22 protein-coding genes are annotated in these 21,200 nt (G+C 54.8%); 8 read left to right on the top strand and 14 right to left on the bottom strand.

Annotation, left to right across the window (positions count from 1 at the left end):
- Positions 1-36 precede the first annotated feature (36 nt).
- Positions 37-1,281, top strand: a complete 1,245-nt coding sequence (locus tag WC600_14740) for a cation:proton antiporter (protein MFA4903988.1) — start codon at positions 37-39, stop codon at positions 1,279-1,281.
- A 46-nt stretch (positions 1,282-1,327) separates the two neighbouring features.
- Here the strand turns inward: WC600_14740 and WC600_14735 are convergent, their stop codons facing one another.
- Entirely contained in the window at positions 1,328-2,134 is an 807-nt protein-coding gene (locus WC600_14735; GenBank protein MFA4903987.1) for an alpha/beta fold hydrolase, read from the bottom strand.
- A gap of 206 nt (positions 2,135-2,340) precedes the next feature.
- Between WC600_14735 and WC600_14730 the strand changes: the two genes are divergently transcribed.
- Positions 2,341-2,949 (top strand): hypothetical protein, encoded by a 609-nt coding sequence (locus WC600_14730; GenBank protein MFA4903986.1) that lies wholly within the window; start codon positions 2,341-2,343, stop codon positions 2,947-2,949.
- A gap of 14 nt (positions 2,950-2,963) precedes the next feature.
- On the opposite strand, the gene WC600_14725 is transcribed toward WC600_14730, so the two are convergent.
- The 9 genes from WC600_14725 to WC600_14685 all read right to left on the bottom strand — a co-directional run bounded on the left by WC600_14725 (position 2,964) and on the right by WC600_14685 (position 10,162).
- Positions 2,964-3,851, bottom strand: coding sequence for a CBS domain-containing protein (locus WC600_14725; protein ID MFA4903985.1), 888 nt, complete (start codon positions 3,849-3,851; stop codon positions 2,964-2,966).
- Positions 3,852-3,896: 45 nt separating this feature from the next.
- A complete protein-coding gene (locus tag WC600_14720) occupies positions 3,897-4,364 on the bottom strand; it encodes a CBS domain-containing protein (protein MFA4903984.1) in 468 nt (155 codons plus the stop codon).
- 246 nt (positions 4,365-4,610) lie between these two features.
- Positions 4,611-4,901, bottom strand: a complete 291-nt coding sequence (locus WC600_14715) for a hypothetical protein (protein ID MFA4903983.1) — start codon at positions 4,899-4,901, stop codon at positions 4,611-4,613.
- A complete protein-coding gene (locus WC600_14710; GenBank protein ID MFA4903982.1) occupies positions 4,879-5,658 on the bottom strand; it encodes a ParA family protein in 780 nt (259 codons plus the stop codon). The genes WC600_14715 and WC600_14710 overlap by 23 nt, the downstream gene beginning before the upstream one ends.
- Positions 5,659-6,061: 403 nt before the next feature.
- Entirely contained in the window at positions 6,062-6,394 is a 333-nt protein-coding gene (locus WC600_14705; GenBank protein ID MFA4903981.1) for an HMA2 domain-containing protein, read from the bottom strand.
- Positions 6,395-6,565: 171 nt separating this feature from the next.
- Positions 6,566-6,736: a hypothetical protein gene (locus WC600_14700; protein ID MFA4903980.1), complete on the bottom strand. Its 171-nt coding sequence runs from the start codon at positions 6,734-6,736 to the stop codon at positions 6,566-6,568.
- Between the two features lie 63 nt (positions 6,737-6,799).
- The gene (locus WC600_14695) at positions 6,800-7,036 is read right to left on the bottom strand and encodes a hypothetical protein (protein ID MFA4903979.1); all 237 of its coding nucleotides are present in this window, start codon (positions 7,034-7,036) and stop codon (positions 6,800-6,802) included.
- A gap of 226 nt (positions 7,037-7,262) precedes the next feature.
- Positions 7,263-8,024 carry a hypothetical protein gene (locus WC600_14690; protein ID MFA4903978.1) on the bottom strand — a complete coding sequence of 254 codons (762 nt, stop codon included), beginning with the start codon at positions 8,022-8,024 and terminating at the stop codon, positions 7,263-7,265.
- 203 nt (positions 8,025-8,227) lie between these two features.
- On the bottom strand, positions 8,228-10,162 hold the full coding sequence (locus tag WC600_14685) for a PAS domain S-box protein (GenBank protein ID MFA4903977.1): 1,935 nt from the start codon (positions 10,160-10,162) through the stop codon (positions 8,228-8,230).
- 444 nt (positions 10,163-10,606) lie between these two features.
- On the opposite strand from WC600_14685, the gene WC600_14680 reads away from it, so the two are divergent.
- The 4 genes from WC600_14680 (at position 10,607) to WC600_14665 (ending at position 14,212) form a co-directional block, all read left to right on the top strand.
- A complete protein-coding gene (locus tag WC600_14680; protein MFA4903976.1) occupies positions 10,607-11,752 on the top strand; it encodes a DegT/DnrJ/EryC1/StrS family aminotransferase in 1,146 nt (381 codons plus the stop codon).
- 353 nt (positions 11,753-12,105) lie between these two features.
- A complete protein-coding gene (gene rfbA, locus WC600_14675; protein MFA4903975.1) occupies positions 12,106-13,035 on the top strand; it encodes a glucose-1-phosphate thymidylyltransferase RfbA in 930 nt (309 codons plus the stop codon).
- A gap of 63 nt (positions 13,036-13,098) precedes the next feature.
- Complete coding sequence (locus WC600_14670) at positions 13,099-13,683, top strand: nucleoside recognition domain-containing protein (protein MFA4903974.1); 585 nt, start codon at positions 13,099-13,101, stop codon at positions 13,681-13,683.
- Position 13,684: 1 nt separating this feature from the next.
- The gene (locus WC600_14665; protein MFA4903973.1) at positions 13,685-14,212 is read left to right on the top strand and encodes a nucleoside recognition domain-containing protein; all 528 of its coding nucleotides are present in this window, start codon (positions 13,685-13,687) and stop codon (positions 14,210-14,212) included.
- Between the two features lie 473 nt (positions 14,213-14,685).
- Here WC600_14665 and WC600_14660 read toward each other — a convergent pair whose 3' ends face one another.
- The 4 genes from WC600_14660 to WC600_14645 form a co-directional block, all read right to left on the bottom strand.
- Entirely contained in the window at positions 14,686-15,825 is a 1,140-nt protein-coding gene (locus tag WC600_14660) for a pentapeptide repeat-containing protein (GenBank protein ID MFA4903972.1), read from the bottom strand.
- 155 nt (positions 15,826-15,980) lie between these two features.
- Positions 15,981-17,189 (bottom strand): SufD family Fe-S cluster assembly protein, encoded by a 1,209-nt coding sequence (locus tag WC600_14655; GenBank protein MFA4903971.1) that lies wholly within the window; start codon positions 17,187-17,189, stop codon positions 15,981-15,983.
- Positions 17,177-17,902, bottom strand: a complete 726-nt coding sequence (locus WC600_14650) for an ABC transporter ATP-binding protein (protein ID MFA4903970.1) — start codon at positions 17,900-17,902, stop codon at positions 17,177-17,179. The genes WC600_14655 and WC600_14650 overlap by 13 nt, the downstream gene beginning before the upstream one ends.
- Positions 17,903-18,085: 183 nt before the next feature.
- Positions 18,086-18,424 carry a succinylglutamate desuccinylase gene (locus WC600_14645; protein MFA4903969.1) on the bottom strand — a complete coding sequence of 113 codons (339 nt, stop codon included), beginning with the start codon at positions 18,422-18,424 and terminating at the stop codon, positions 18,086-18,088.
- Positions 18,425-19,098: 674 nt separating this feature from the next.
- Between WC600_14645 and WC600_14640 the strand changes: the two genes are divergently transcribed.
- The gene (locus tag WC600_14640; GenBank protein ID MFA4903968.1) at positions 19,099-19,293 is read left to right on the top strand and encodes an FAD-dependent oxidoreductase; all 195 of its coding nucleotides are present in this window, start codon (positions 19,099-19,101) and stop codon (positions 19,291-19,293) included.
- Between the two features lie 51 nt (positions 19,294-19,344).
- Positions 19,345-21,200 (top strand): FAD-dependent oxidoreductase (locus tag WC600_14635; protein ID MFA4903967.1); only part of this gene is annotated, 1,856 nt, incomplete at its 3' end.

Below are 21,200 nucleotides of genomic sequence, written 5' to 3'. Positions count from 1 at the left end.
ATCTATCGGGATGACCGCCACCGGCTGATCGAGACTATGGAAACCAAGCTAATCATCGATATCATCTTGATCTTGCTGGTGGCCTGGCTGCTGGGGGACCTCTTCCAGCGGCTGCGCCTGCCCCGGCTCTTGGGAGAGTTGTTGGGTGGCCTGCTCCTGGGGCCGCCCCTCCTGGGTTGGGTCCAGCCCCATGAAGGTTTGACCATTCTGGCGGATCTGGGCGTTTTCTTCCTGATGTTTTACTCCGGCATGGAGATGGACCCTCGCAAGCTTCTGGAACAATTCTGGATTTCCCTGGCAGTGGCGGTGGGGGGCTTCATCCTGCCCTTTGCGGTGGGATATGGCGTGGCTGTCCTGTACGGAGCCACCACCTTCCAAGCGCTCATTATCGGCATGGGACTGTCAATCACGGCCATTGCGGTGCAGACCCGGGTCCTCCAGGAATTGGAGATCCACCATTCCAAGGTGGGCCATATCATCATCGGGGCAGCTATCGTGGACGACATCCTGGCCCTGGTAACATTTTCAGTGCTTACCAACCTGGCCAAAACCGGCTCCGTAGACCCCTTCAGCCTCCTGATAATGATTGGCAAAGTGGCGGCCTTTTTCGGCTGTACCATCCTGGTGGGCCAGTTCGTGCTGCCCCCGCTCACTCGACGTATCAAGGATCGGGAGGCCAAAGGGTTTACCTTCGCGCTGTTGATAGCGTTGATCATGGGTTACCTGGCAGAAATGGTGGGCCTCCACATCATCATCGGGGCCTTCCTGGCCGGGCAGTTCGTCCGCCAGGAAGTGATCGAACCAGAACTTTATCACAAGCTGCATGACCGTTTCTTCAATATTATTTATGGCTTCCTGGGACCGATATTCTTCGTGAGTCTGTCGTTTGAGGTCACCCTCGATCTCCCGGCCCATGACTGGTTCCTTCTGGCCGCGGTGGTGGGGGTGGCCATCTTCGGCAAGGTGGTGGGTTGCGGACTGCCAGTCCTGTTTTTCCGGCGGAGTTGGCGGGAAGCCCTGGTCATCGGCCTGGGCATGAATGGGCGGGGCGAGGTGGCGCTCATCGTCGCCAAAGAGATCCTCCTGTTGAGCTCCGTCCTCCTGGCCAATGGGATGATCGGTTCGCCTTTGCTCACCGAAGCCCAATTCACCATCCTCATCCTCATGGCCTTCATCACCACGCTTATCACCCCGATATCCTTGAGGCTAACGGTACCGCGGGTCTGCGCCGACTCCGACCAGGATTTCTGCCATCTCTGGCGCAATTCTCCACTGAACTGAGGCCGGCATGGCGCCAGGGTTATTGGTCAGGGCCTGGAGTGGTCTCTCAGGCGTTACGAATCTTATCCGCCAGGTTTTTTATGGCTGCCATATATTCGCTAAAACCTTGCAAGAGGATGTCGTTGTGATTGGCATTGGGGATTTTGAGCAGGGTCTTGTCCTGGGCGCGGCTGGCGTTAAACAAGGCCTGGCCGTCGCTGAATGGAATAATATGGTCGTGCTCCGCGTGGATGATCAGGGTGGGACCGGGATAAGATTTGATCTTGTCCACGTTGCGAAACCCCGCTTTCTCCTGAAAGCCGATAGCCCCGAGGTTGACGCCCAGAAGTTGCAGCAGGGGCCCGGCAAAGGCAAAGCCGCTTTCTACGATCAGACCCGCCACCTGGTCCGGATAGCTGGCCGCGAGCTCTAAAACTGAGGCGCTCCCCAGGGAGCGGCCCATGACGATCAGAGGCCCCGTGTATCCCTGCTCCGGCAGCCAATCCCGAAAGTATGCGAAGACCCTATGGCAGTCCTGCATCATGGCGCTCACCATGGGAGAGCCGGTGGACCGGCCGTAACCTCGATAATCCACGGGAATAAAATTGACTCCTAAGCGCAGGTAGAAGGGCGCCAGTTCGTCATAATCCGCCACGATTTCGCCGTTGCCGTGGAAAAAGAGCAGGGTAGGGGCGGCCAGTTCTCCCATGTGCAAGCTGGCCCCCACGAGCACGTTATCTGCCACCGGGATCAAGAGGTCTTGGAATGCAGTCGAGGCAGCGCTGAGGCGTGATTCGGGCCGGGGGTGAAACAGGCGCAATAAAACCTCGGGCACGTCCAGGGCCGAATAATCAATGCTGCGTAAATCAAGCATCGGTCTATCTCCTAATTGATGCAAGATTTTGCCGGCGCCGCAAAAACGAGGTGGCTGGCGGCCTGCGCAAAAACTCGCTGGCTTTGGGGTTCGCTATCGTATACAATGCACCCCACCTGAATCTCCCCGGTGAACCGGGTCAGAGAATGGCAACCGAGCCCGGTAAGAACCCCGGTCAACGCTGGTTTCAGGAGGGAACTATAAGAATGCTGAAAAAGGCCATCCTTTTAGGAATGACGTTGCTCATGGCCCTGGTCTTTGGGTCGGGTCAGGCCCCGGCGGCCCCGGAACAGATGTTTTCCTACAATTACACCTTTAAACCCGGTTCTGAGCCGGATGGCTTCCGGGGCCTCAAGTGGCAAACGGACATCGCCACCCTGGACCCGCTCCACACCATGGAAGTGATCGCCATCGTCGGACCCTTCACCTACTATAAGAAAATTAAGGAAGATTTACAAATGGTGACCGTCAAACTCGATGATGTCGTCTACGAGTTTTGGAATGGCAAGTTTTGCGGGGTTATCATTACAGTCAAAGGTGAGCGGCAATTTCAAATCTTAAAGGATTATTGTTTTTCCAGGTTCGGACAAGGCCAGAGATCGAGAGTCCTGCAACAGTTGGATGTCCAGGAATTCTACTACAATGGAGTTAAAACGCGCATGTCCCTCAAATATAGCGACCTCGAACGCGAAGGGGAACTCTCTCTCTACTCCATCGCCCTGCTCAGTCAGCAACAAAAGACCGATACTTATTACCACCGGGAACGGGCCAAAGCGGAAATCGAGGCGTGGGATAAAATCAAGGGCAAGAAATAGCCGTTTCGGTCAGCCTACTGGGGGCGAATGCGGCTGCTGACACAGGCCCGGCACGTCCCCGAGCGGAGCCGGGCGGCGTCGGACAGAGAAAACACGCCCACAATGTGGCCGGGCGCTTCTTGATAGACAAAGAGACGGGAGACATCAGAAAAGATCATCCGGCGCAGGGCGTTGACCAGGATGTCATCGCCATCGCAGGCCTGTACCCCCCTGGTCATCACGGTCTCGGCCCTGACCTCGGCCGGGGTGCCATGCTTATAGGCTAAGATGAGGTCGGTCTTGGAAATCACCCCCACCGGTGCGCCTTCCGCCCCGGTAATCAGCAGAGCGCCGAACTTATGGGCCGCCAGCCCTTCCATCACCTGGAGCAGACTGTCGTTCTCATCGTGGGCATAGACGCCCGGGGTCATGACTTCCCGGAGGCGGAACCGGTCGGACAGAGAGTGCTCCCTATCAGCCGTTTTCCTCAGCAGGTTCCGGTCGCACTGGTGGCAATAGCGGTAGAGTAAACCCACGATATCCGGATAGGCCAGGACCCCCACAGCCTTTTGCCCCTCTTCTTTGACATAGAGCCGATGAATTTTGTGGGTGCGCATCTGATCCAGGGCTGCATCCAGCGAATCTTCCAGGTGGCAGAACAAAGGTGGGCCCACCATGATGGAGGACGCCGGGGTAGAAAGCGGCAGTCCGGCATAATAAGCCCCCATGAGATCGGTTTTGGTGACCACCCCCAAGGCCTCGCCGCCGGCGTCGGTAACCAGAATGGCATTAACCTTGTACTTGATGGCATAGCTGATGACCTTCTCCAGGGAAGCCTCCGCAGCCAGGTGAATGGTGAGCCGGCGCATGGCCTCCCTGACCGTTAAATCCTTCATGACATTCTGGCGATCATTCACAGCCATGGCAGTCCTGACTCCCTGGTTTCAGCTCTTACGAAAATACGAAAACTACGAAAACCGTCCCAGAAGATGTTGAAAGACCCTGGATATGTACACCATCCCCACCATCTTGCCGGCCTCCAGGACCGGCAGCCGGCGAACATGCTTTTTAATCATGATGTCGATGACCTGGAGCAGGTGGGTGTCCGGGGTGATAGTGGTAAGGTCGGTGGTCATGATATCCCCCACCAGCATGGACTTGGACCGTTGGCAAGCTTCATCCAGGATGCCCGAGACGTCCACGTCCTTGATCTCGCCCCAGATGTGAATATGCTTGGGCCGGATCAGCAGGAAGATGTCATACATAGAGAGCATGCCAACTAATTGCCCCGACGTCTCGGTGACCACCATGCCGAAGACAATCTGCTTATGCTCTTCCCCGGCTTTTTGAAAAACCTGCATGGCCTCGGCAATGGTCATACGGGGCGACAGGGTGGAGAAGTTGGTATCCATGATCTCACGGGCGGTTATATCCATAGGCTTCCTGATGACGGGGAACGTCTTATTTAGCAAATGTCGAGGCTGCCTGCTTCCAGGCCCCCTCCAATGCGGCTGGCCCTATTTTACCACAGAAATCGGCTGTCCCAAGATTAGACGCGGCTGACCAGGTTTTTATTGTCACTCTGGCCAAAGGGGCGAGGTTGCACGGTTTCGGTGGGGCGACGGCAGGGTAAAGCCTGCCTGCACTGGAGAAGGGGAGGGGGATCAGGCGAGGGTTTCTGATTAAAAACCAGCCTCTTTCAAGGCCACCCGCAGCCACAGTATCACGACCAGGTGCGACCGGTCGACAGTGCCAAGAGAGGGGGTCAGGGTTTGGCGGACTCGATCCAGGGCCGCCTCCATGGCCGCGGGAGCCAGGAGAGGGGGGCGCTTCGGCTCAGGCGGGCTTATCTCCGGTCCCAAAAAAACGTCGGCCCCCTGGCCTTTGGGAGCCCGCCGCTTTTTGATGGGCTGGTCTGTCGCTCCCAGGAAAATATCGGCTCCCCGGCCTTTACTTATCGGGCGTTTGGGCATCTGCCAAGACCTCCTGGGCCAACTGGCGGTAAGCTCGGGCCCCTTCGGATTCCCGGGCAAACTGCAGCAGCGGCTGACCTGCCCGGGAAGCTTCCGCAAATTTTATGGTGCGCTTAATCACGGTCTCATACACCTGCGCCCCGAAGGCCTGTTTCAGTTCTTCCACAATCTCGGTTGAATGGAGCGTCCGGCTGCTGTGCATGGTCCGGAGGATTTTGACCTGGAGGCCGGGATTGCCCTTTTTCTGGACTTTCTGGATGATCCTCTGGAGTTGGGCTAATCCTCGCAAGGCCAGGTACTCGGTCTGGACCGGCACCATGACCTGATGCGCGGCCATCAGGCTGTTGGTGGTGAGCACCCCCAGGCTGGGAGGGCCGTCGACGAGGATGTAATCATAGGGCCTGATGACCAGCGCCAGGTTTTCTTTCAAGGTCCGGTCCCAGCCGATCTCCCCGATGAGTTCGGCTTCCGCCCCGGCCAGATCGAGGTTGGCGGGGATCAGGTCAACCCCTTGAGCTCCGGTCGCGCTGATGAGGTCCTCCATCCGGAGGCTTTCAGGCCGGATCAGGAAATCGTAGCTCGTGAGTTCGAAGGACTCGGGGTCCAGGCCCAGGCTCACCGTCAGACCGGCCTGAGGGTCCAGGTCGACCATGAGCACCTTCAGGCCGGTTTCGGCCAGGGCCGCGGCCAGACAGGAGCAAGTAGTGCTCTTGCCTACCCCCCCTTTTTGATTGGCGATGGCATAGATCCGGGGCATTGGCCCAGCTTAATGTAAGGGAGGGTTTGCTGTCAAGCTAGTTAACGCGGTGCGCTCTTATACCAAGTTGCGGTCATACAGGTAATTATAGTTTTTGTAGGGGCGGACCTATGTGTCCGCCCTCAGAGTGGTCGCACATGCAAGTGTGCCTCTACAAAACCGAAGCTATTTTTACTTCTATGAGCGCAACTTGGTATTAGGCGCTGCCGGGCAGGAGTTAGGCTGGGGATGATACAGAAAAAAAGGCGGAAAAACCGCCTGGCGTGGGAATGTTTAGATATAGAGATGATGGATACAGCCGGGGCTTTAATGCCTTGATGCCACCCCTGACCTTGAATCAGGCAAAACGCGAACAGCCTGCCGGGACTCGCTGGGGATAGACCCCAACGTCATAAGAACTCAGTTAAATCAGGGCCATAACCATGGATTGCAGTGCGGTTTCCATGACTGCCTTGGCCAGTACTGAAACCAACCCTTCTCCCCCACTTGCCGGGACCCGGACGCTTCCCTTGAGATAGCCGGCGTCTTGCAGCAGGGTGAGAATGCCCTCTTGAGAAATCTGCTGAGGATTGTAAAGCATGAGGACGTTACCAGTAATCGGGTTGGCGTTCACTTCATCGATCCCGTGGGAACTGAGCAAGTAGCGGGTAAGCTCTTGGGCTGCCGCCGGGCAGCCTTTGACCTCGGTGATCTTAATCCTCATCCGTCCATCCAGGGCATGTAAGTAATCCGTCATAGCATGTTCCCCCCCCGTTATTTATGTCTAATTATCGACCCCTATAATTAAATCGGAATTATAGTAAGGTTAAATTTGTGTTAAATCGGCTCGGCGCCACAATATTACCGGGTTTTTCTCCAGCCACAATCAGCATGGGCTTGATGCCTTGCGGGGCTGCCCAGGGAGGGTTCAGGCCAACGGGTCCTCAAGGGTGGCGGCTGGGCCATATTTAGCCACAAAGGCTTCGGCTTCGGCCTGCACCACCTCGGGGTCAGGCCTCTTGCCCATCATCTTGATAAAGATCTCGCTCAAATCTTGACTGATTCGGGCGACGGCGACGGCTTCCGGCTCGTTCGGCATAACAGTCCTCTCCATGGTTATCCAGATTTCTCAGGGGCGCTTCGGGAAGGCAGGCCCTTAGAATCACGATTGTTTCATGGCCCAATGGGGGCCGTCCGGGTAATTAACCTGCAGCCAGTCACAAATTTTCTGCACCCACACCCCGGGGTCCACCAGGGCTTTAGGGCCCTTAAAGTAATAGCCGTCAAAGCCCCATTCCCGATAAACGGGATCATAGTCGAAATTGTCCTGTAGGGGGCGCAGTTCTTCCGGGGCCGCCAGGGTCTTTACCGCTTCGAACACACATGCTTGGATGTCCATGTCTGCTTCCGGTAACAAAAATTCATGGGAATGACCAGGTTTCATAGCCTCAAACCTCTTGCCGATATTTTCTTGTATAATTGTTTCCCTTTGACGTGACCGCGGCTAGAAATACGTGAAGAGGTTGAGGTCTTCCTTTGAACGAGAAAGAACCTGGAGCTTGGGAATGAGAAAAGTTTGGGAACGAGGAAAAAATGGACGGTGAAGTGTAGGGTCGGACCTAGTCCTATTTTTCCCGGCTCAGGCCGGGATAAAGACTTTGGGCGCACTCAGGGCAAATGCTGTGGGTGAATTGCACGCCGGTATGGTCTTGGAAGTAATTTTCAACCTGTTGCCAATTGTCCTGTTCGTCCCGGATCTTCTTACAGGACGAGCAGATGGGCAACATGCTCTGCAAGGTATGGAGTCCGGCCCGAGCCGCCTTGAGTTCGGCGATGACTTGTTTTAGCCGGGCGCTTTTTCTGGCCAGAACCTTTTTTAGATTAGCCAACTGGTTTTGCTTGCAGCTCAGTTGTTCCTGTAGGACCAATTCCCGTGCATCTAAGATTTGGGCCAGAGGGATGGGCTCCGGGATAGGCTCATCCTCGATCTCACACGGGCCTTTATCCATAAAATACTGGGAAAAACGTAACAGCCCTCCCCGCGTCCGGCTTCCGAAGATCAGCAGCAGGCCATTTTGCACTATCCCCCCCACATACAGGGTGGTTGGGAGGGACGCCTGGGAGACCTGCAACTCCCAGCCAAAGGCCGACCCGAACTGTTTCAACTCGGTCAGGAAGGCAAAGGCTTTGTCCAGGCTGCCTCGCTCAACCAAGTGGTGAAAAGAGATCCCCGGAGCGATCCCATGGAGCAAGCCCAAATCGTCGCGCCGGATTTTGAGGAGTGCTCCCCGGTCGTTGCATTCAAGCACCATACCCACGGTGGCCGAAGCCTTCCAGCCATATCGAGTGCTCTGGGACACCAACTTGACTGATTCCTGGACGGGCACTTTCCTCCCCTTTATAACGGCTGAATACTACCACAACCTATGGATAAAAACATAATCTAATAAAATATAAATAAAAAAATTATAATCAACCCTATTTATAAGGAAAATTGGTGGTTCCCTTATTCTGAATCAACCCCAAGAATTACCCTGGCAAAGCAGCCCGATGCGCCGGTTGCCATCCTGACCCTCAAAAAGCTTGACGGCTAAGAATTATCCAGGTCTCCTTTGGGGGCGTCCAAAAACTTCCGTACCCTTTTAACCAGGTCCAACGGCCTGAAAGGTTTAGGAATAATGGTTTTGGAGGGGTCAAGCACACCGTAGGGGGCCAGGTCGCTGTCAGTGTAGCCCGACATGAAGAACACCTGCATTTCGGGATGCAGGGGCGTCAGGCGGTCGGCCAATTCACTGCCGTTCATCCGGGGCATCACCACATCCGTCAACATGATGTGGATGGGACCCTGGTGCTGCTGGCAAGCCAACAAGGCTTCGCCACCGTCGCGAGCTTCCAAGACTTCATAGCCGTAGAGGCGGAAAAACCGGCTCAGCAACGTCCGCAGCGCTACTTCATCTTCCACGATAAGGATGGTTTCCGACCCTTCAAGCTTATCCCGCAGGGGCATCCGGTCCCTGGTCGCCTCTTCTGCGGCCTCGCTGCGCGGCAGATAGATCGTGAACATCGTGCCTTGCCCGGGCCGGCTCTCCACGTCTATGCAGCCGCCATTTTGCCTGATGATCCCGTACACCACGGGTAGCCCCAGGCCGGTACCTCGTCCTGGGTCTTTCATCATAAAGAACGGCTCGAAGATGTGGGCCAGGGTTTGCTCATCCATACCACTCCCGTTGTCCCTGAGGGTCAGTCTCACATAACGGCCCGGCGGCAGAATATCGAAGCGGCATTCGTGATTACTGGCAAACTCGATATTCGCAGTCTCTAGCGTCAGCCGGCCCCCGGTGATCATGGCATCCCGGGCGTTGACCGCCAGGTTCATGATGACTTGCCCCATCTGTCCCGGGTCGGCTTTCACCATCCCCAGGCCGGGGTCGGTAACTATTTCAAACTCAATGTGTTCTCCCAGGAGCCGCCGCACCATCTTTTGCAGGTCTGCCACCAACCGGTTAAGATTGAGTATCTGGGGTTGGATCATCTGTTGGCGGGAAAAGGCCAGCAGTTGTTGAGTCAAGGCTGCCGCCCGATCCGTGGCCTTGAGGATATCTTCGACATAGTGAAAGAGGGGGTCATCCTGATAGAGACTGGTTCGCATGAGCTCGCCATACCCCATGATGGCCATCAGGAGATTATTGAAATCATGGGCCACGCCCCCGGCCAGCCGTCCCACAGCCTCCATCTTTTGAGCTGTCAGGAGCTGGGCCTCCAGGACCTTGCGCTCCGTGATATCCAACCAGGCTCCGGCAATTTCCACCGGTTTGACGCTTTTGTTCCGCACCATCTTGAAGGAGTCGTGTATCCAGTGATACGCGCCATCTTTGGCCCGGACTCGATATTCCAGGGTCTGAAGGTCCTCCGGCCAGGGCAGGGCTAACGCTTCGATTACCCGCGGCTGGTCCTCGGGATGAATGCAGTTGAACCAAAATTGGGGATCCTCCAAACATTGCCGGGGCTCCCAGCCCAGCAACATTTGGACATTTCTGCTGATGTAGGTGATGGCAAAATCACCTCGGGGCTCCCGGGTATAGATAACCGTAGGACTGGAATCCAGCCAATGCTCCAGCCGCGTCTTGGTTTCGATATGCTCGGTGATGTCGATGGCATTGATGGCTACCATCATCATCTGCCCCCAGGCATCGGTAATGGGAAATCTGTATGACACCCAATGATGCGGTCCGTCGTCGTGCAGCATGGTCCCCACGGTAAGCAATGGTTCCCGGGTCTGGAGGATAGTCTGGTCATGTTCGTTAAATTTTGCGGCCAATTTTGGGGGCCAGAGTTGATCAGAGGTCTTCCCCAGCCACTCCTCCCGACTCTTGTGAAAGATCTTCTCCCAGGCCGGGTTAACAAAGATGTAGCGTCCCTCCAGGTCCTTGATGACGGCCACGCTGGGTAGATTCTCTACGAATGCCGCCAGCATCTTTTCTTGAAGGTCCGGGGTCTCTTGGGGATTTTTTTTGTCCTGTGCCATTGAACTTCCTTGTCGTGGCTAAGACCTCATTCAGTCGGCCAACTGGGGATTCAAATTCATAGCATCGAACCTGTCTCAATATAGCGGGATTAATGATTCCCTGTAAACCATATTTTGCCCAACATTTATTACAAGATTATTAAATGATGTCAAATTAATTTAAGGTGAACTCAGTTATTGTTAATTAAAATGAGCGTAATTTCTGTCTGTTAGGGGGAACGTGACGGGCACTGCTGGGCCTTCATCTTTTTTTACCTATTTTTTGACGATTTAGATATATATATCTCAACAGTTACTTAAAGGTGTCAGGAGAAGGGTTGATTATTTGTGAAATTTATCAAATCCCAGTACCTCCGGCACTCCCGGCAACATAGACCAGAAGCAAAGTAGAGCTCATTCTATCCTGCTTTCTGTCTTTCAACAAATACAAGAATAGGATTTCAAGTGAATAAAATCGTTCCAAAGCCCATTGCTTTTATTGACTTAAAAACCCAGCAGGCCCAGATTTTGCCAGTGTTGATGGCAAGAATTCAAGCCGTTCTGTCCCATGGCCAATACGTCATGGGGCCCGAAGTGGGGGAGTTGGAAAGCCGGTTGGCCGCCTACGTGGGGGTCAAACATGCCCTTTCCTGTTCTTCCGGAACCGATGCCCTCCTGATGGCCTTAATGGCCTATGGGGTTGGTCCGGGCGACGCCATCTTCACCACTCCTTTTACCTTTATTGCCACTGCCGAAGTTGTCCAATTGTTGGGCGCGACCTCAGTCTTTGTGGATGTGGACAGCCGCACCTTTAACCTTGATCCGGAAGCTTTGGAGCAAAGCATACGCCGTCTGGCCACAGACCCCCGAACCTCCCATTTGCGTCCCAGAGGGATAATCCCGGTGGACCTTTTTGGCCAACCCGCGGACTATGACAAGATCAATACATTGGCCAGCCAGCTTGGGCTGTTTGTGCTGGGAGACGCGGCCCAGTCCTTCGGGGCCACCTATAAAGGCAGGCGCACCGGCTCTCTGGCAAAAGTTTCGGCCACGTCTTTTTTTCCGGCCAAACCTTTGGGCTGCTATGGGGATGGCGGGGCCATATTCACCGATGACGACGCCTTCGCGGAGATTCTGCACTCCATTCGGGTCCACGGCCAGGGAAGGGATAAGTACGAGAATGTACGCCTCGGTTTAAACGGGCGGCTGGATACGTTGCAAGCCGCAATTTTACTGGCTAAGCTGGATATTTTCGATCGGGAAATCGTTCAGCGGCAGGCCGTGGCCCAGCGCTATAGCGAGGCCCTGGCCCATGTGGTTGAGGTGCCCTCTGTGGCGCCGGACCGGACCTCGGTGTGGGCGCAATATTCCGTGCTCAGCCCGCGGCGGGCCGCAATACAAGAGAGCTTAAGGCAAGCCGGCATCCCCACCGCAATTTATTATCCTATCCCTTTGCACCTGCAAGGCGCGTTTCAGCATTTGGGCTATCAGCCCGGCGATTTTCCCGTTTCCGAAGACCTGGCCCAAAGGATTTTTAGCCTCCCCATGTCTCCCTATCTATCCCCGGACGACCAGGAAAGAATTATCAGGGTTATATTAACCGCTGAATAAGACTACCCATAAATTCCCTCAGAGCTCAAGGGCCGCCCGGGGATATCGGGCTCCGGCCTGGGCCCGGGAAAATTTTCTGATTTTGTTTTACCGTCAATGGGCATAGAATCTGTATGCGGCCGGGAGCGCAAGGTTTAAAGCGTTTGCCAAAAGTTTTTTCCGTAATAGGAGATACTTTAACACCCCAAATCCCCCCTAACCCCCCTTTGGTAAAGGGTAGAACTATAAGGAATTACTTATAAAGTCCCCCTTTGAAAAAGGGGGATTTAGGGGGATTTAAAAATCAGCCAGCGGCATAAATTTATGGCAAACGCTATAAGCCGCAGCAATCTCTAATCAGGAAGACACCACCTATGATCCATGCCGATAGTTGTCAAGTTTTTGGAAGGCCAGCCAGTGATTTTACGGCTTCGGGTTGGAAGGGAATTATTTTGGCTGGCGGCGCGGGAACTCGCCTTTATCCGGTTACCAAGGTGGTCAGCAAACAACTCCTGCCCATTTATGATAAGCCCATGATCTATTATCCCCTGTCGGTCCTCATGATGGCCGGCATCCGGGATATTCTCATCATCTCCACCCCTGAGGACTTGCCCAGATACGAGATCCTCCTGGGTGACGGGGCTCAATTGGGGCTGCGCTTTAGTTATGCTGCGCAACCCCGGCCCGAGGGCCTGGCCCAGGCCTTCCTCATCGGCAAGGAATTCATCGGCGGCGACCGGGTCTGTCTCATCCTCGGAGACAATATTTTTTACGGGCATGGGTTCCAGGAAATCCTGCAACAAGCCGTGCACCTGACCCGTGGCGGCCTGGTGTTCGGCTACTGGGTCAAAGACCCGGAACGGTATGGCGTGGTTGAATTCGACGCGGCGTGTAAGGTCCTGGATATTGTGGAAAAGCCCCTCAAGCCTCGATCGAACGTTGCCGTAGCCGGCCTCTATTTTTATGATAATCAGGTGCTGGACATAGCCGCGCAGCTAAAACCTTCCGCCCGGGGGGAATTGGAGATTACCGATGTGAATAAGGTCTACCTGAAAAACGGGGACCTGCGGGTGGAGGTCTTGGGCCGGGGGTTCGCCTGGCTGGACACGGGCACCCACGAATCTCTCCTGGAGGCGTCCACCTTCATCGAGACCATCGAGAAACGCCAGGGGTTGAAGATTGCCTGCATTGAAGAGATTTCTTACCGGCAGGGCTTTATCGATCGTGAGCAATTACAGCGGCTGGCCGAACCTCTGGCAAAGAATGGCTATGGTCAGTACTTATTGAAGATTTTAGACGAATGACCCGGCAGTTCCACCCTTACGAAAAGGCGAGAGCAGCGAGATAGGCGAGATAAGGGAGAATAGATGAACACCATCTGGCTTGTGGTCATTTGCGTCAGCGTCTTGTTTGCCGCGGTAAGCGGCCGGATTGATGAGTTCACCAAAGCCATGTTTGAAGCCGGCAAAGCCGCGGTGGAAGTCTGTCTCTACCTGGTGGGCATTGTGTCCCTCTGGCTGGGTCTTACTAAAATCCTGGAAGATTCCGGTTTAATCTATAAACTCTCCAATTTCTTCGGCGTTGGCATTTCCCTGCTTTTCCGGAACATTCCCAAGGGCCATCCCTCCATAACCTCCATCACCCTTAACCTGCTGGCCAATCTCTTTGGGTTGGGCAATGCGGCCACGCCTCTGGGGATTAGGGCGATGGAAGACCTCCAGACGCTCAATGACAAGCCAGACACGATAACCTTTGAAATGATGCTCTTTATTGTCATCAATACTTCGAGTATCCAACTAATTCCGTTTACGACTATCGGCTTGCTGGCGAGTTACGGCTCCCATAACCCGAATATTATTGTGTTGCCCACCCTCATCGCGACAGCCGTGTCTTCGGCCACCGCAGTGGGCATCTTGTTCTTGTTCAAGAAATTAAGCAGGAGAGCCGGATAAGATGCAGGTTATCAATCTTCTCTGCCAGTATTTAATCCCGGTATTCGTACTCTTCACGGTAGTCTATGGCTTTGTCAAAAAGGTCCGCGTCTATGATTCTTTTGTCTCGGGAGCCAAAGACGGGATCGGTATCATCACGGGGATTTTCCCCTATGTTCTGGCGATATTTATTGTGGTCAAAACCTTTGAAGCCTCGGGCGCCCACGATTTTCTCAAGAGAATCTTTTCCATATTCTCCGGTCCGCTCCACATCCCGCCGGAAGTGTTTTCCATCGCCATAGTCAAGCCGTTTTCCAACGCGGCTTCTCTGGGCATCTTTACGGAGATTCTGAAATCCACCGGCGCCGACTCGCTTGGCAGTATTGCCGCGGCGGTGATTATGGGGAGTGCGGAGACCACTTTTTACGTGTTAGCCGTCTATCTCGGGTCGGTAGGCATCAAGAAGACCAAATACCTGGTCCCCGTGTGTATTGCGGCTGATGTCGCAGGCATCGTCATCGCCATTACGCTGATAAAATTACTCTTCTAGTGGTGTGTTTCACAATTAAAGTGACCCTTGAGGCTCTTGCAAAAAGCCTTTTGTCATCCTGAGCGGAGCGAAGGATCTCGCATTTTCCTCTCCTTTTTTGAGATTCTTCGGTCGCTTCGCTTCCTCAGAATGACAAGCAAGCAGACTTTTGCAAGCGGCTCTTTTGGAAATGAGTATATAAATTCACCGGTAGCACAGGCTTTCCAGCCTGTGCTCATTCAGGTTAAACATACATGGCCGCAAGCTGCCACCCCTGAGGGATGAAACCCTCCCTTCCCCCTTTATTTAAAGGGGGGCTTTTAAAGTCCCCCTTTGGAAAAGGGGGATTTAGGGGGATTTGGTTTTCACGGTAAAGTTTGCGGCTATCAAGTTACCTGTTTGAACGCATTTTCGTATGAGATGTGGGTTCATTACCCCCCTTTCCTAAAGGGGGCAGGGGGGATTTTTTATTCGGGTTTGTCCCCACGCTTTCACTATCGATTGAAGAGATTACTCAACTGATCCTGTCTGGCTTTGGCCTTATCCTCTGCTGGCTCAATAATTTTCGCAGGAATCAACTCAAGCAGGCTTTCCATATTTTCGAATTCAACGGGTGACAAGACCCAAGGGTAGGCAAGGAGGTCGGTAAACATCGCGTAATGCCGGCTACCTTTCCTCATAATTGGCACAAAAGGTATTTTGAAGTGCGGAACTGTGGCATAAAGTTCCTGAGGAACAGATGGACCGCTCAGCTCAACAATCACAAACCTGGAAAGCCCCACTAAGGTTTTGACGGTTTCGGTGTAATCCCTGCTCTCTGGTCTGTCAAAATCAAATATAATAGGTATATAGTTAAATTCTCTTAGCTTATCTGCTATAGCCTGCAGCAGTTCAAGCCCGCCATCGCCAAAGCGGCCCAGGAGAAGAACGCCTCTTTGCGTAACGGTGTTGAGAACGTCTCGGAGTTTTTCGTATTTTAGCAGTAAATAAATGAATTGAGCCAGTTCCAGGTTATCCACCGTGATCGCCGGCTCATCTTCAGGAGTGATAACGAGATTCGTCTGTTTGGTATTTTGGAGTTTTACGTTCCAGACCGAAACGCCATAAATTCTGCAAGCAGTGAGGTCAGCATTCTCTAAATCTGTCTCAACCAAACTTGCCTCGCGGAGGTCCGCCCCGCTGAGAACCGCTCCGCTGAGGTTCGCCTCCATGAGGTTCGCCCTTCTGAGCTCCGCCCCGGAAAGGTCAGCCCGGGTGAGGTCCGCCCCGCGGAGGTCAGCCCGGGTGAGGTCCGCCCCGCTGAGGACTGCCCCGCTGAGGTTCGCCAAGTAGAGGTTCGCATCCATGAGGACCGCCCCTTTGAGGATCGCCCCGCTGAGGTCCGCCCCGTGGAGGTTCGCCTTCAAGATGTCCGCCCCGCTGAGGTCCGCCCCATGGAGGTTCGCCTTCAAGAGGTACGCCCTAATGAGAAACGCCCCGCTGAGGTTCGCCCCGTGGAGGTTCGCCTCCACGAGGTTCGCCTCAAAGAGGTTAGCCTCGCTGAGGTCGGGGCTAATACCTGGATTGGCAATTCTCCAGGTGTTCCAGGCTTCTACGCCCTCTATAAGTTTTTCCAAATGTTCCGGGTTTGCCATGGGTTGCACCTGAGTGTGCGCCTCTAAAGGGCGGACACTTATGTCAGCCCCTACAGCCGCGTCGACCAAACGGTTCTCTCTCAGGGCACAGAAAGAACCGGCTTTAGAATGGCTGGTAATATCTTTTCACCGAAAACCGAAAACCGAAAACGGTTTTACAAGCCCTTGTTGGTTTCCTGGATGGCCTTCTCCAGTTCATCCTCCAGGGCCGAGGGCAGGCCTTCGATTTTGACGTTCAGGAAGCCCCGGACGATGGTGGAGATGGCTTCTTCTTCGTCCAGGCCCCGGGCCATGAGGTATTCCACTTCCTCGGCGGCAATCTTGCCAACTGCGGCTTCGTGGGACATATCCACCCCGGCCACGCGGCCTTCAAGTTCAGGAATGGCGTGGACCACCCCGTTGCCAATGATGAGGCCCCGGCACTCCAGGTGGGCCTTGATGTCCGGCACCATGCCCACGAGATGACCCCGGGCCATGCTGTAGCCGCCGATAGCCAGGGTGCGGGCGATGACTTCGGCCCGGGTGTGGGGGGCCTTGAGGATCACCCGGCCGCCCACGTCCAACTCGCAGCCGGGATGGGCAATGAGGATGGACTGGAGGCGGGTCATGGCGCCTTCGCCGTTTAAGGTGACGGTGGGGTACATCTGCACCGATTTAACGGGGCGCAGCAGGATATAGTTGGAGATGTAGCGGCCGCCTTCCTCCACCATGACCGCGGTGCGGGGCCGGACATGGACGTCCTCGCCCCAGTTGTGGATCATGGTAAAGGTGAGCTGGCCGCCTTTTTTGACGTAAAATTCCGAGACGCCGATGTGCAGACCGGAACGGACTCCGGGGTGGGTGGCACAGCCGGTAATGATGTGGAGTTCGGCCCCTTCTTCCACCACCACCAGGTTGTGCACGTGTTGGGCGAAGCGGTCGGTGCGAATATACAGGCAGGACTCCACCGGTTGGGCGATCTTCTGCCCCTCTAGAGCCCTGATGAAATAGCCGTTGTCCAACTCCAACTCGGTCTCGGCGGTGTATTTATCGGCATCCACCGCCACCAGACTCCAGAGGAGATTCTTGACCCAGTCGTGGCGGCTGACGGCTTCGGTAATGGGCAGGACTTCCACGCCGGGCTGCCGGGTCTGGCAGTGGACAATGGTTTTGTCGGCCTGGAGGAAGGTGCCGGCGTGGTCCTCATCGGTGAGTTCGATGCCCGTGGTGAGGAGGCGGCTGCGCTCCTCCGGAGAAAACTGCCGGTAGTCCGGGTCGTAATCCCAGCTTCCCCCCTGACGGGAGAAGTCCTCGAGTTTGAGATCGGTCCCAAAGGCCGCCTTCTTATGCCTGCTTTGCTCGGCTCGCTCTTTTATCTGCGACATTTGGCGCATTCCTCGTAACCAAAGTTCTTGATATCATGCAACAATTCCCGGGGATTGCCCTGGCAGCACAAACGGCCGGCGCCCAGGATGTAAGCCCGGTCGGCATTGATGTAATCCATGATGAAGCCGGTGTGAGTGATGATCAGGCCGGAACTTTCCCGGTGCATGCGGCGGCGCTCCTTCTGGAGCAGTTTGGCGATGATCTCGCCCACCACCTGGAGATTTTCCAGGTCCACGCCTGATTCCGGCTCGTCCAAAAGCACCATTTTGGGATTTTGGGCGAGCAGTTGTAGAAGTTCGGAACGTTTGAGTTCGCCCCCGGAAAAGCCGTAATTGACCTCCCGATCCAGAAACGGGGTAAAATCGTAGGCCGCGGCCAAAACCTCTGGAGCGATGGCGCCCCGGGAGCAGACCCGCAGGATGTCAGCGGTCTTGACACCCCGGATGGTGGGCGGGCGCTGAAAGGCAATGCCAAGACCCAGGCGGGCCCGTTCATAAGTGGGCAGGTGGGTGATATCCGTGCCCATGAGGCTGATGCGACCCTGCTTCACCTGATAGCGCTCGAAACCCATGATGGACATGAGGAGGCTGGATTTGCCGGAGCCGTTCTTCCCGAAGAGGATATGAGTCTCTCCTACAGGGATATGGAGATTGACCCCCTTGAGTACTTCTTTGTCTTCGATGTTCACCCAGAGGTCGGTGATTTCAAGCATAAGAACCTCGCAATGCATATAGCGCTTGCCAAAAGTTTTTTCCTCTAATTCTCCTCTCCCCTTGTGGGAGAGGGTAGGGTGAGGGGGTTAATAAGAAAAAACTTTTGGCAATGAGTATAAAGAGAAAGCCCCCAAAGCTTGCTTTGGGGGCCATCGGTAAACAAAATCAGTCAGCAGAGCAGATTACGGAGCTTCTTTGGTCAGAGCCGGCATGGGCGGCAGAGGCGGAGCCAACTGAATGTAATTCATGCCGAAAGCCCGGGTCTCGAAGGCTTTGGGATTGAAAGCCTTGGTCAGCTCAATTTCTTCCGGGGACAGAATCCGCACAATGCCGTAAGGGTCAACGATGGCAAACCGTTCACCTTTGGCCAAACAAGAAGCTACCGTTTCGTCCCCCTTCAGCTGTTTCTTGGAAACGCAGAGCAGCTTCGCGCTTCCCAGTTTCTGCGCTGAGGCAAGAGAAGACACGAAAAACACGGCTACCACTACCACCAGCAACCAAACCACCACTTTAGACCGCATACTCCTTCCTCCTTTTCGCTAAAGTTGATACCTGGCTTCTCCCCCCCCAGTGGAGTATATTGAGAAAAAGCCACCAAACTCCTTTCCAGGCCATAATATATGCGCACAAAGGAAAATGTCAATATAATTGATGGGCTCTGGAAAAAAATCTCGGTCCGGTGTTTCCCTTTACTCTCGGGGCAGAGAGACCTCCGTTAAACCTTAAAAGTTCCGATGGATATTGTAACTATATCACAATCACTTTAAACAATAAAGTGCACTTACCGAGTGAAGAAAACCATCGAAAATCGTCTTTATCCCGCCTTTGGCCAGGCAGGAGCCGACGGCTTGCCCGCCTTTGAGATTCTGGGTGGAGCCCCACAGGAGACTCTCCGCCGCGGCGCTCCCGGTCACTAAAAGCGCTCATAACAGAGGCAGAGCTACGGGGTCAGTTTATTTGTTGGCATGCAATCAATCCTGTATAATTATAAACAGGATGATACGCACTAAAGTTAAGTGCGAAGAGGGAAAATCAGGACTCTGTAGGATCGTGAAAATACCGCTTTTCCTTGACTTTCAGGCGATGATTCATACTATAAATCACAATAATTCTGAAAGCCTTGGCACGAGAGATGGGGTTTTACTTTTGGGCGGCAATCTCCTGAAACGATCCGAACGGGTACAGGTGCAAGCTTATGAGTGCTGATGAGCTCAAGAAGCAATCAGTCGGCGCAGTGATGGTGGTCGGCGGCGGGATTGCCGGGATGCAGGCCGCGCTGGATCTGGCCAATGCCGGATACTATGTCCACATGGTGGAGGAGAAGCCGGCCATTGGTGGGGTCATGTCGCAGCTTGACAAGACCTTCCCCACCAATGACTGTGCCATGTGAATTATCTCGCCCAAGCTGGTCGAGGTCGGCCGGCATATTAATATCGAAGTCATGGCTCCGGCACAGGTCGTGGGCATTAGTGGCGACCCTGGCAATTTTTCGGTCAAGGTGCGCCATATGGCGCGCTATATTGACATGGAGAAGTGTATAGCCTGCGGTCTGTGCGCTGAGAAATGCCCCAAGAAAGTACCCGATGAATTCAACATGAACCTGGCCCCCCGCAAGGCCGCGTACATGGCCTATGCCCAGGCTATCCCTCCTAAGTATGCCATCGATAAAGATGTGTGTATCTATTTTCAAAAAGGGGGCAAATGCAAGGCCTGCGAAAAGTTCTGTCCCACCGGCGCGGTAGATTTCTCCCAGGTGGATGTGGAGAAAGATATAGCGGTGGGCGCGGTGATTTTAGCCCTCGGTTTCAAACCGTATGATCCAGCCAAATATGCCGGTTATTATTACGATAAATTTCCCAATGTCATCACCGGAATGGAGTTTGAGCGCATCCTGGCGGCCGCGGGACCTTTCCAGGGCCACATGGTCAGGCCGTCGGATCATAAAGAGCCGTCAAAAATCGCCTGGCTCCAATGCGTGGGGTCCCGGGATCAGAATCACTGCGACAACAGCTACTGCTCGGCGGTGTGCTGCATGTATGCCATCAAAGAGGCGGTGATCGCCAAGGAGCACAGCAAAGGGCCCTTGGACGCCGCAATTTTCTTTATGGATATGCGCACCCACGGCAAGGAGTTTGAGAAATACTATTGGCGGGCCGAAGCAGAACACGGGATACGCTTTGTGCGCTCCCGGGTGCATAGCATCGATGCAGTGCCGGACACCGATGACGTCAGCATCCGCTATCTGGAAGAAGACGGGACCCTGAGGGTGGAAACTTTCGACCTGCTGGTGCTGTCAACCGGTATGGAAGTGGGCCCCGAGGCCATGGAACTGAGCCGCATCCTGGGCGTCGAGTTGAACGCCGACCGGTTTGCCGAGACTTCGTCGTTTACGCCGGTTTCCACCAGTCGCCCGGGGATCTATGTGTGTGGCGCCTTCCAGGGCCCCAAGGATATTCCTCAGTCGGTGACGGAGGCTTCGGCGGCGGCCGCGGCGGCCGGTGAATTGCTGGCTGACGCCCGGTTCTCCCTGGCCAGGAAGAAACCGGTATTCGGCGAGCGGGATGTGTCCAAGGAAGAACCCCGCATCGGCGTGTTTGTCTGCCACTGCGGCATCAATATCGCCAGCGTCATCGATGTGGAGGGAGTGCGGGATTACGCCAAGACGCTGCCTCACGTGGCTTTCGTGGAGAACAGCCTGTTTGCCTGTTCCCAGGACACTCAGGAACTCATCAAGGAGCGCATCAAGGAACACAACCTCAATCGCGTGGTTGTGGCCTCTTGCACGCCGCGCACCCATGAACCCACCTTCCAGGAGACCATCAAGGAAGCCGGCCTCAACAAGTACCTCTTTCAAATGGCCAATATCCGGGATCAGGGCTCCTGGGTGCACATGAACGAGCCCGAGGCCGCGACGCGTCGAGCCAAAGACCAGGTGCGCATGGCTGTGGCCACCGTCAGCCTGCAGCCGCCCTTGCAGGAATTTGACCTGCCCGTCAGCAAAGCCGGTCTCATTGTGGGTGGCGGCGTGGCCGGCATGGAGGCCGCGTTGGGTTTGGCCAACCAGGGCTATAAAGTGGACCTGGTGGAGAAAAAGGGTTTTTTGGGCGGGCACGCTCTAAAACTCAATCATACCTGGAACGGCGAAGCAGTACGGCCATTCGTGGACGAGCTGGTGCAACGGGTGACCAATCACCCCAAAATCGACGTGCACCTCAACTCCGAAGTGAGCAGCGTGCAGGGGTTCGTGGGGAACTTTACGTCTGTAATCACCAGTGAAGGCCGATCAACCGAGGTGGA

This window comes from Desulfobaccales bacterium, assembly GCA_041648175.1.
Classification (GTDB): Bacteria; Desulfobacterota; Desulfobaccia; order Desulfobaccales; family 0-14-0-80-60-11; genus 0-14-0-80-60-11.
Note: the sequence above shows the minus strand (reverse complement) of the source record. Positions and strands in the feature narration are given on the sequence as shown.

Excerpts from the sequence above, each read along its gene's own strand:
- WC600_14740 (MFA4903988.1), top strand. The coding sequence starts at position 37 with ATGGAAACCAAGCTAATCATCGATATCATCTTGATCTTGCTGGTGGCC.
- WC600_14735 (MFA4903987.1), bottom strand. The coding sequence starts at position 2,134 with ATGCTTGATTTACGCAGCATTGATTATTCGGCCCTGGACGTGCCCGAG.
- WC600_14730 (MFA4903986.1), top strand. The coding sequence starts at position 2,341 with ATGCTGAAAAAGGCCATCCTTTTAGGAATGACGTTGCTCATGGCCCTG.
- WC600_14725 (MFA4903985.1), bottom strand. The coding sequence starts at position 3,851 with ATGGCTGTGAATGATCGCCAGAATGTCATGAAGGATTTAACGGTCAGG.
- WC600_14720 (MFA4903984.1), bottom strand. The coding sequence starts at position 4,364 with ATGGATATAACCGCCCGTGAGATCATGGATACCAACTTCTCCACCCTG.
- WC600_14715 (MFA4903983.1), bottom strand. The coding sequence starts at position 4,901 with ATGCCCAAACGCCCGATAAGTAAAGGCCGGGGAGCCGATATTTTCCTG.
- WC600_14710 (MFA4903982.1), bottom strand. The coding sequence starts at position 5,658 with ATGCCCCGGATCTATGCCATCGCCAATCAAAAAGGGGGGGTAGGCAAG.
- WC600_14705 (MFA4903981.1), bottom strand. The coding sequence starts at position 6,394 with ATGACGGATTACTTACATGCCCTGGATGGACGGATGAGGATTAAGATC.
- WC600_14700 (MFA4903980.1), bottom strand. The coding sequence starts at position 6,736 with ATGCCGAACGAGCCGGAAGCCGTCGCCGTCGCCCGAATCAGTCAAGAT.
- WC600_14695 (MFA4903979.1), bottom strand. The coding sequence starts at position 7,036 with ATGGACATCCAAGCATGTGTGTTCGAAGCGGTAAAGACCCTGGCGGCC.
- WC600_14685 (MFA4903977.1), bottom strand. The coding sequence starts at position 10,162 with ATGGCACAGGACAAAAAAAATCCCCAAGAGACCCCGGACCTTCAAGAA.
- rfbA (MFA4903975.1), top strand. The coding sequence starts at position 12,106 with ATGATCCATGCCGATAGTTGTCAAGTTTTTGGAAGGCCAGCCAGTGAT.
- WC600_14670 (MFA4903974.1), top strand. The coding sequence starts at position 13,099 with ATGAACACCATCTGGCTTGTGGTCATTTGCGTCAGCGTCTTGTTTGCC.
- WC600_14665 (MFA4903973.1), top strand. The coding sequence starts at position 13,685 with ATGCAGGTTATCAATCTTCTCTGCCAGTATTTAATCCCGGTATTCGTA.
- WC600_14660 (MFA4903972.1), bottom strand. The coding sequence starts at position 15,825 with ATGGCAAACCCGGAACATTTGGAAAAACTTATAGAGGGCGTAGAAGCC.
- WC600_14655 (MFA4903971.1), bottom strand. The coding sequence starts at position 17,189 with ATGTCGCAGATAAAAGAGCGAGCCGAGCAAAGCAGGCATAAGAAGGCG.
- WC600_14650 (MFA4903970.1), bottom strand. The coding sequence starts at position 17,902 with ATGCTTGAAATCACCGACCTCTGGGTGAACATCGAAGACAAAGAAGTA.
- WC600_14645 (MFA4903969.1), bottom strand. The coding sequence starts at position 18,424 with ATGCGGTCTAAAGTGGTGGTTTGGTTGCTGGTGGTAGTGGTAGCCGTG.
- WC600_14640 (MFA4903968.1), top strand. The coding sequence starts at position 19,099 with ATGAGTGCTGATGAGCTCAAGAAGCAATCAGTCGGCGCAGTGATGGTG.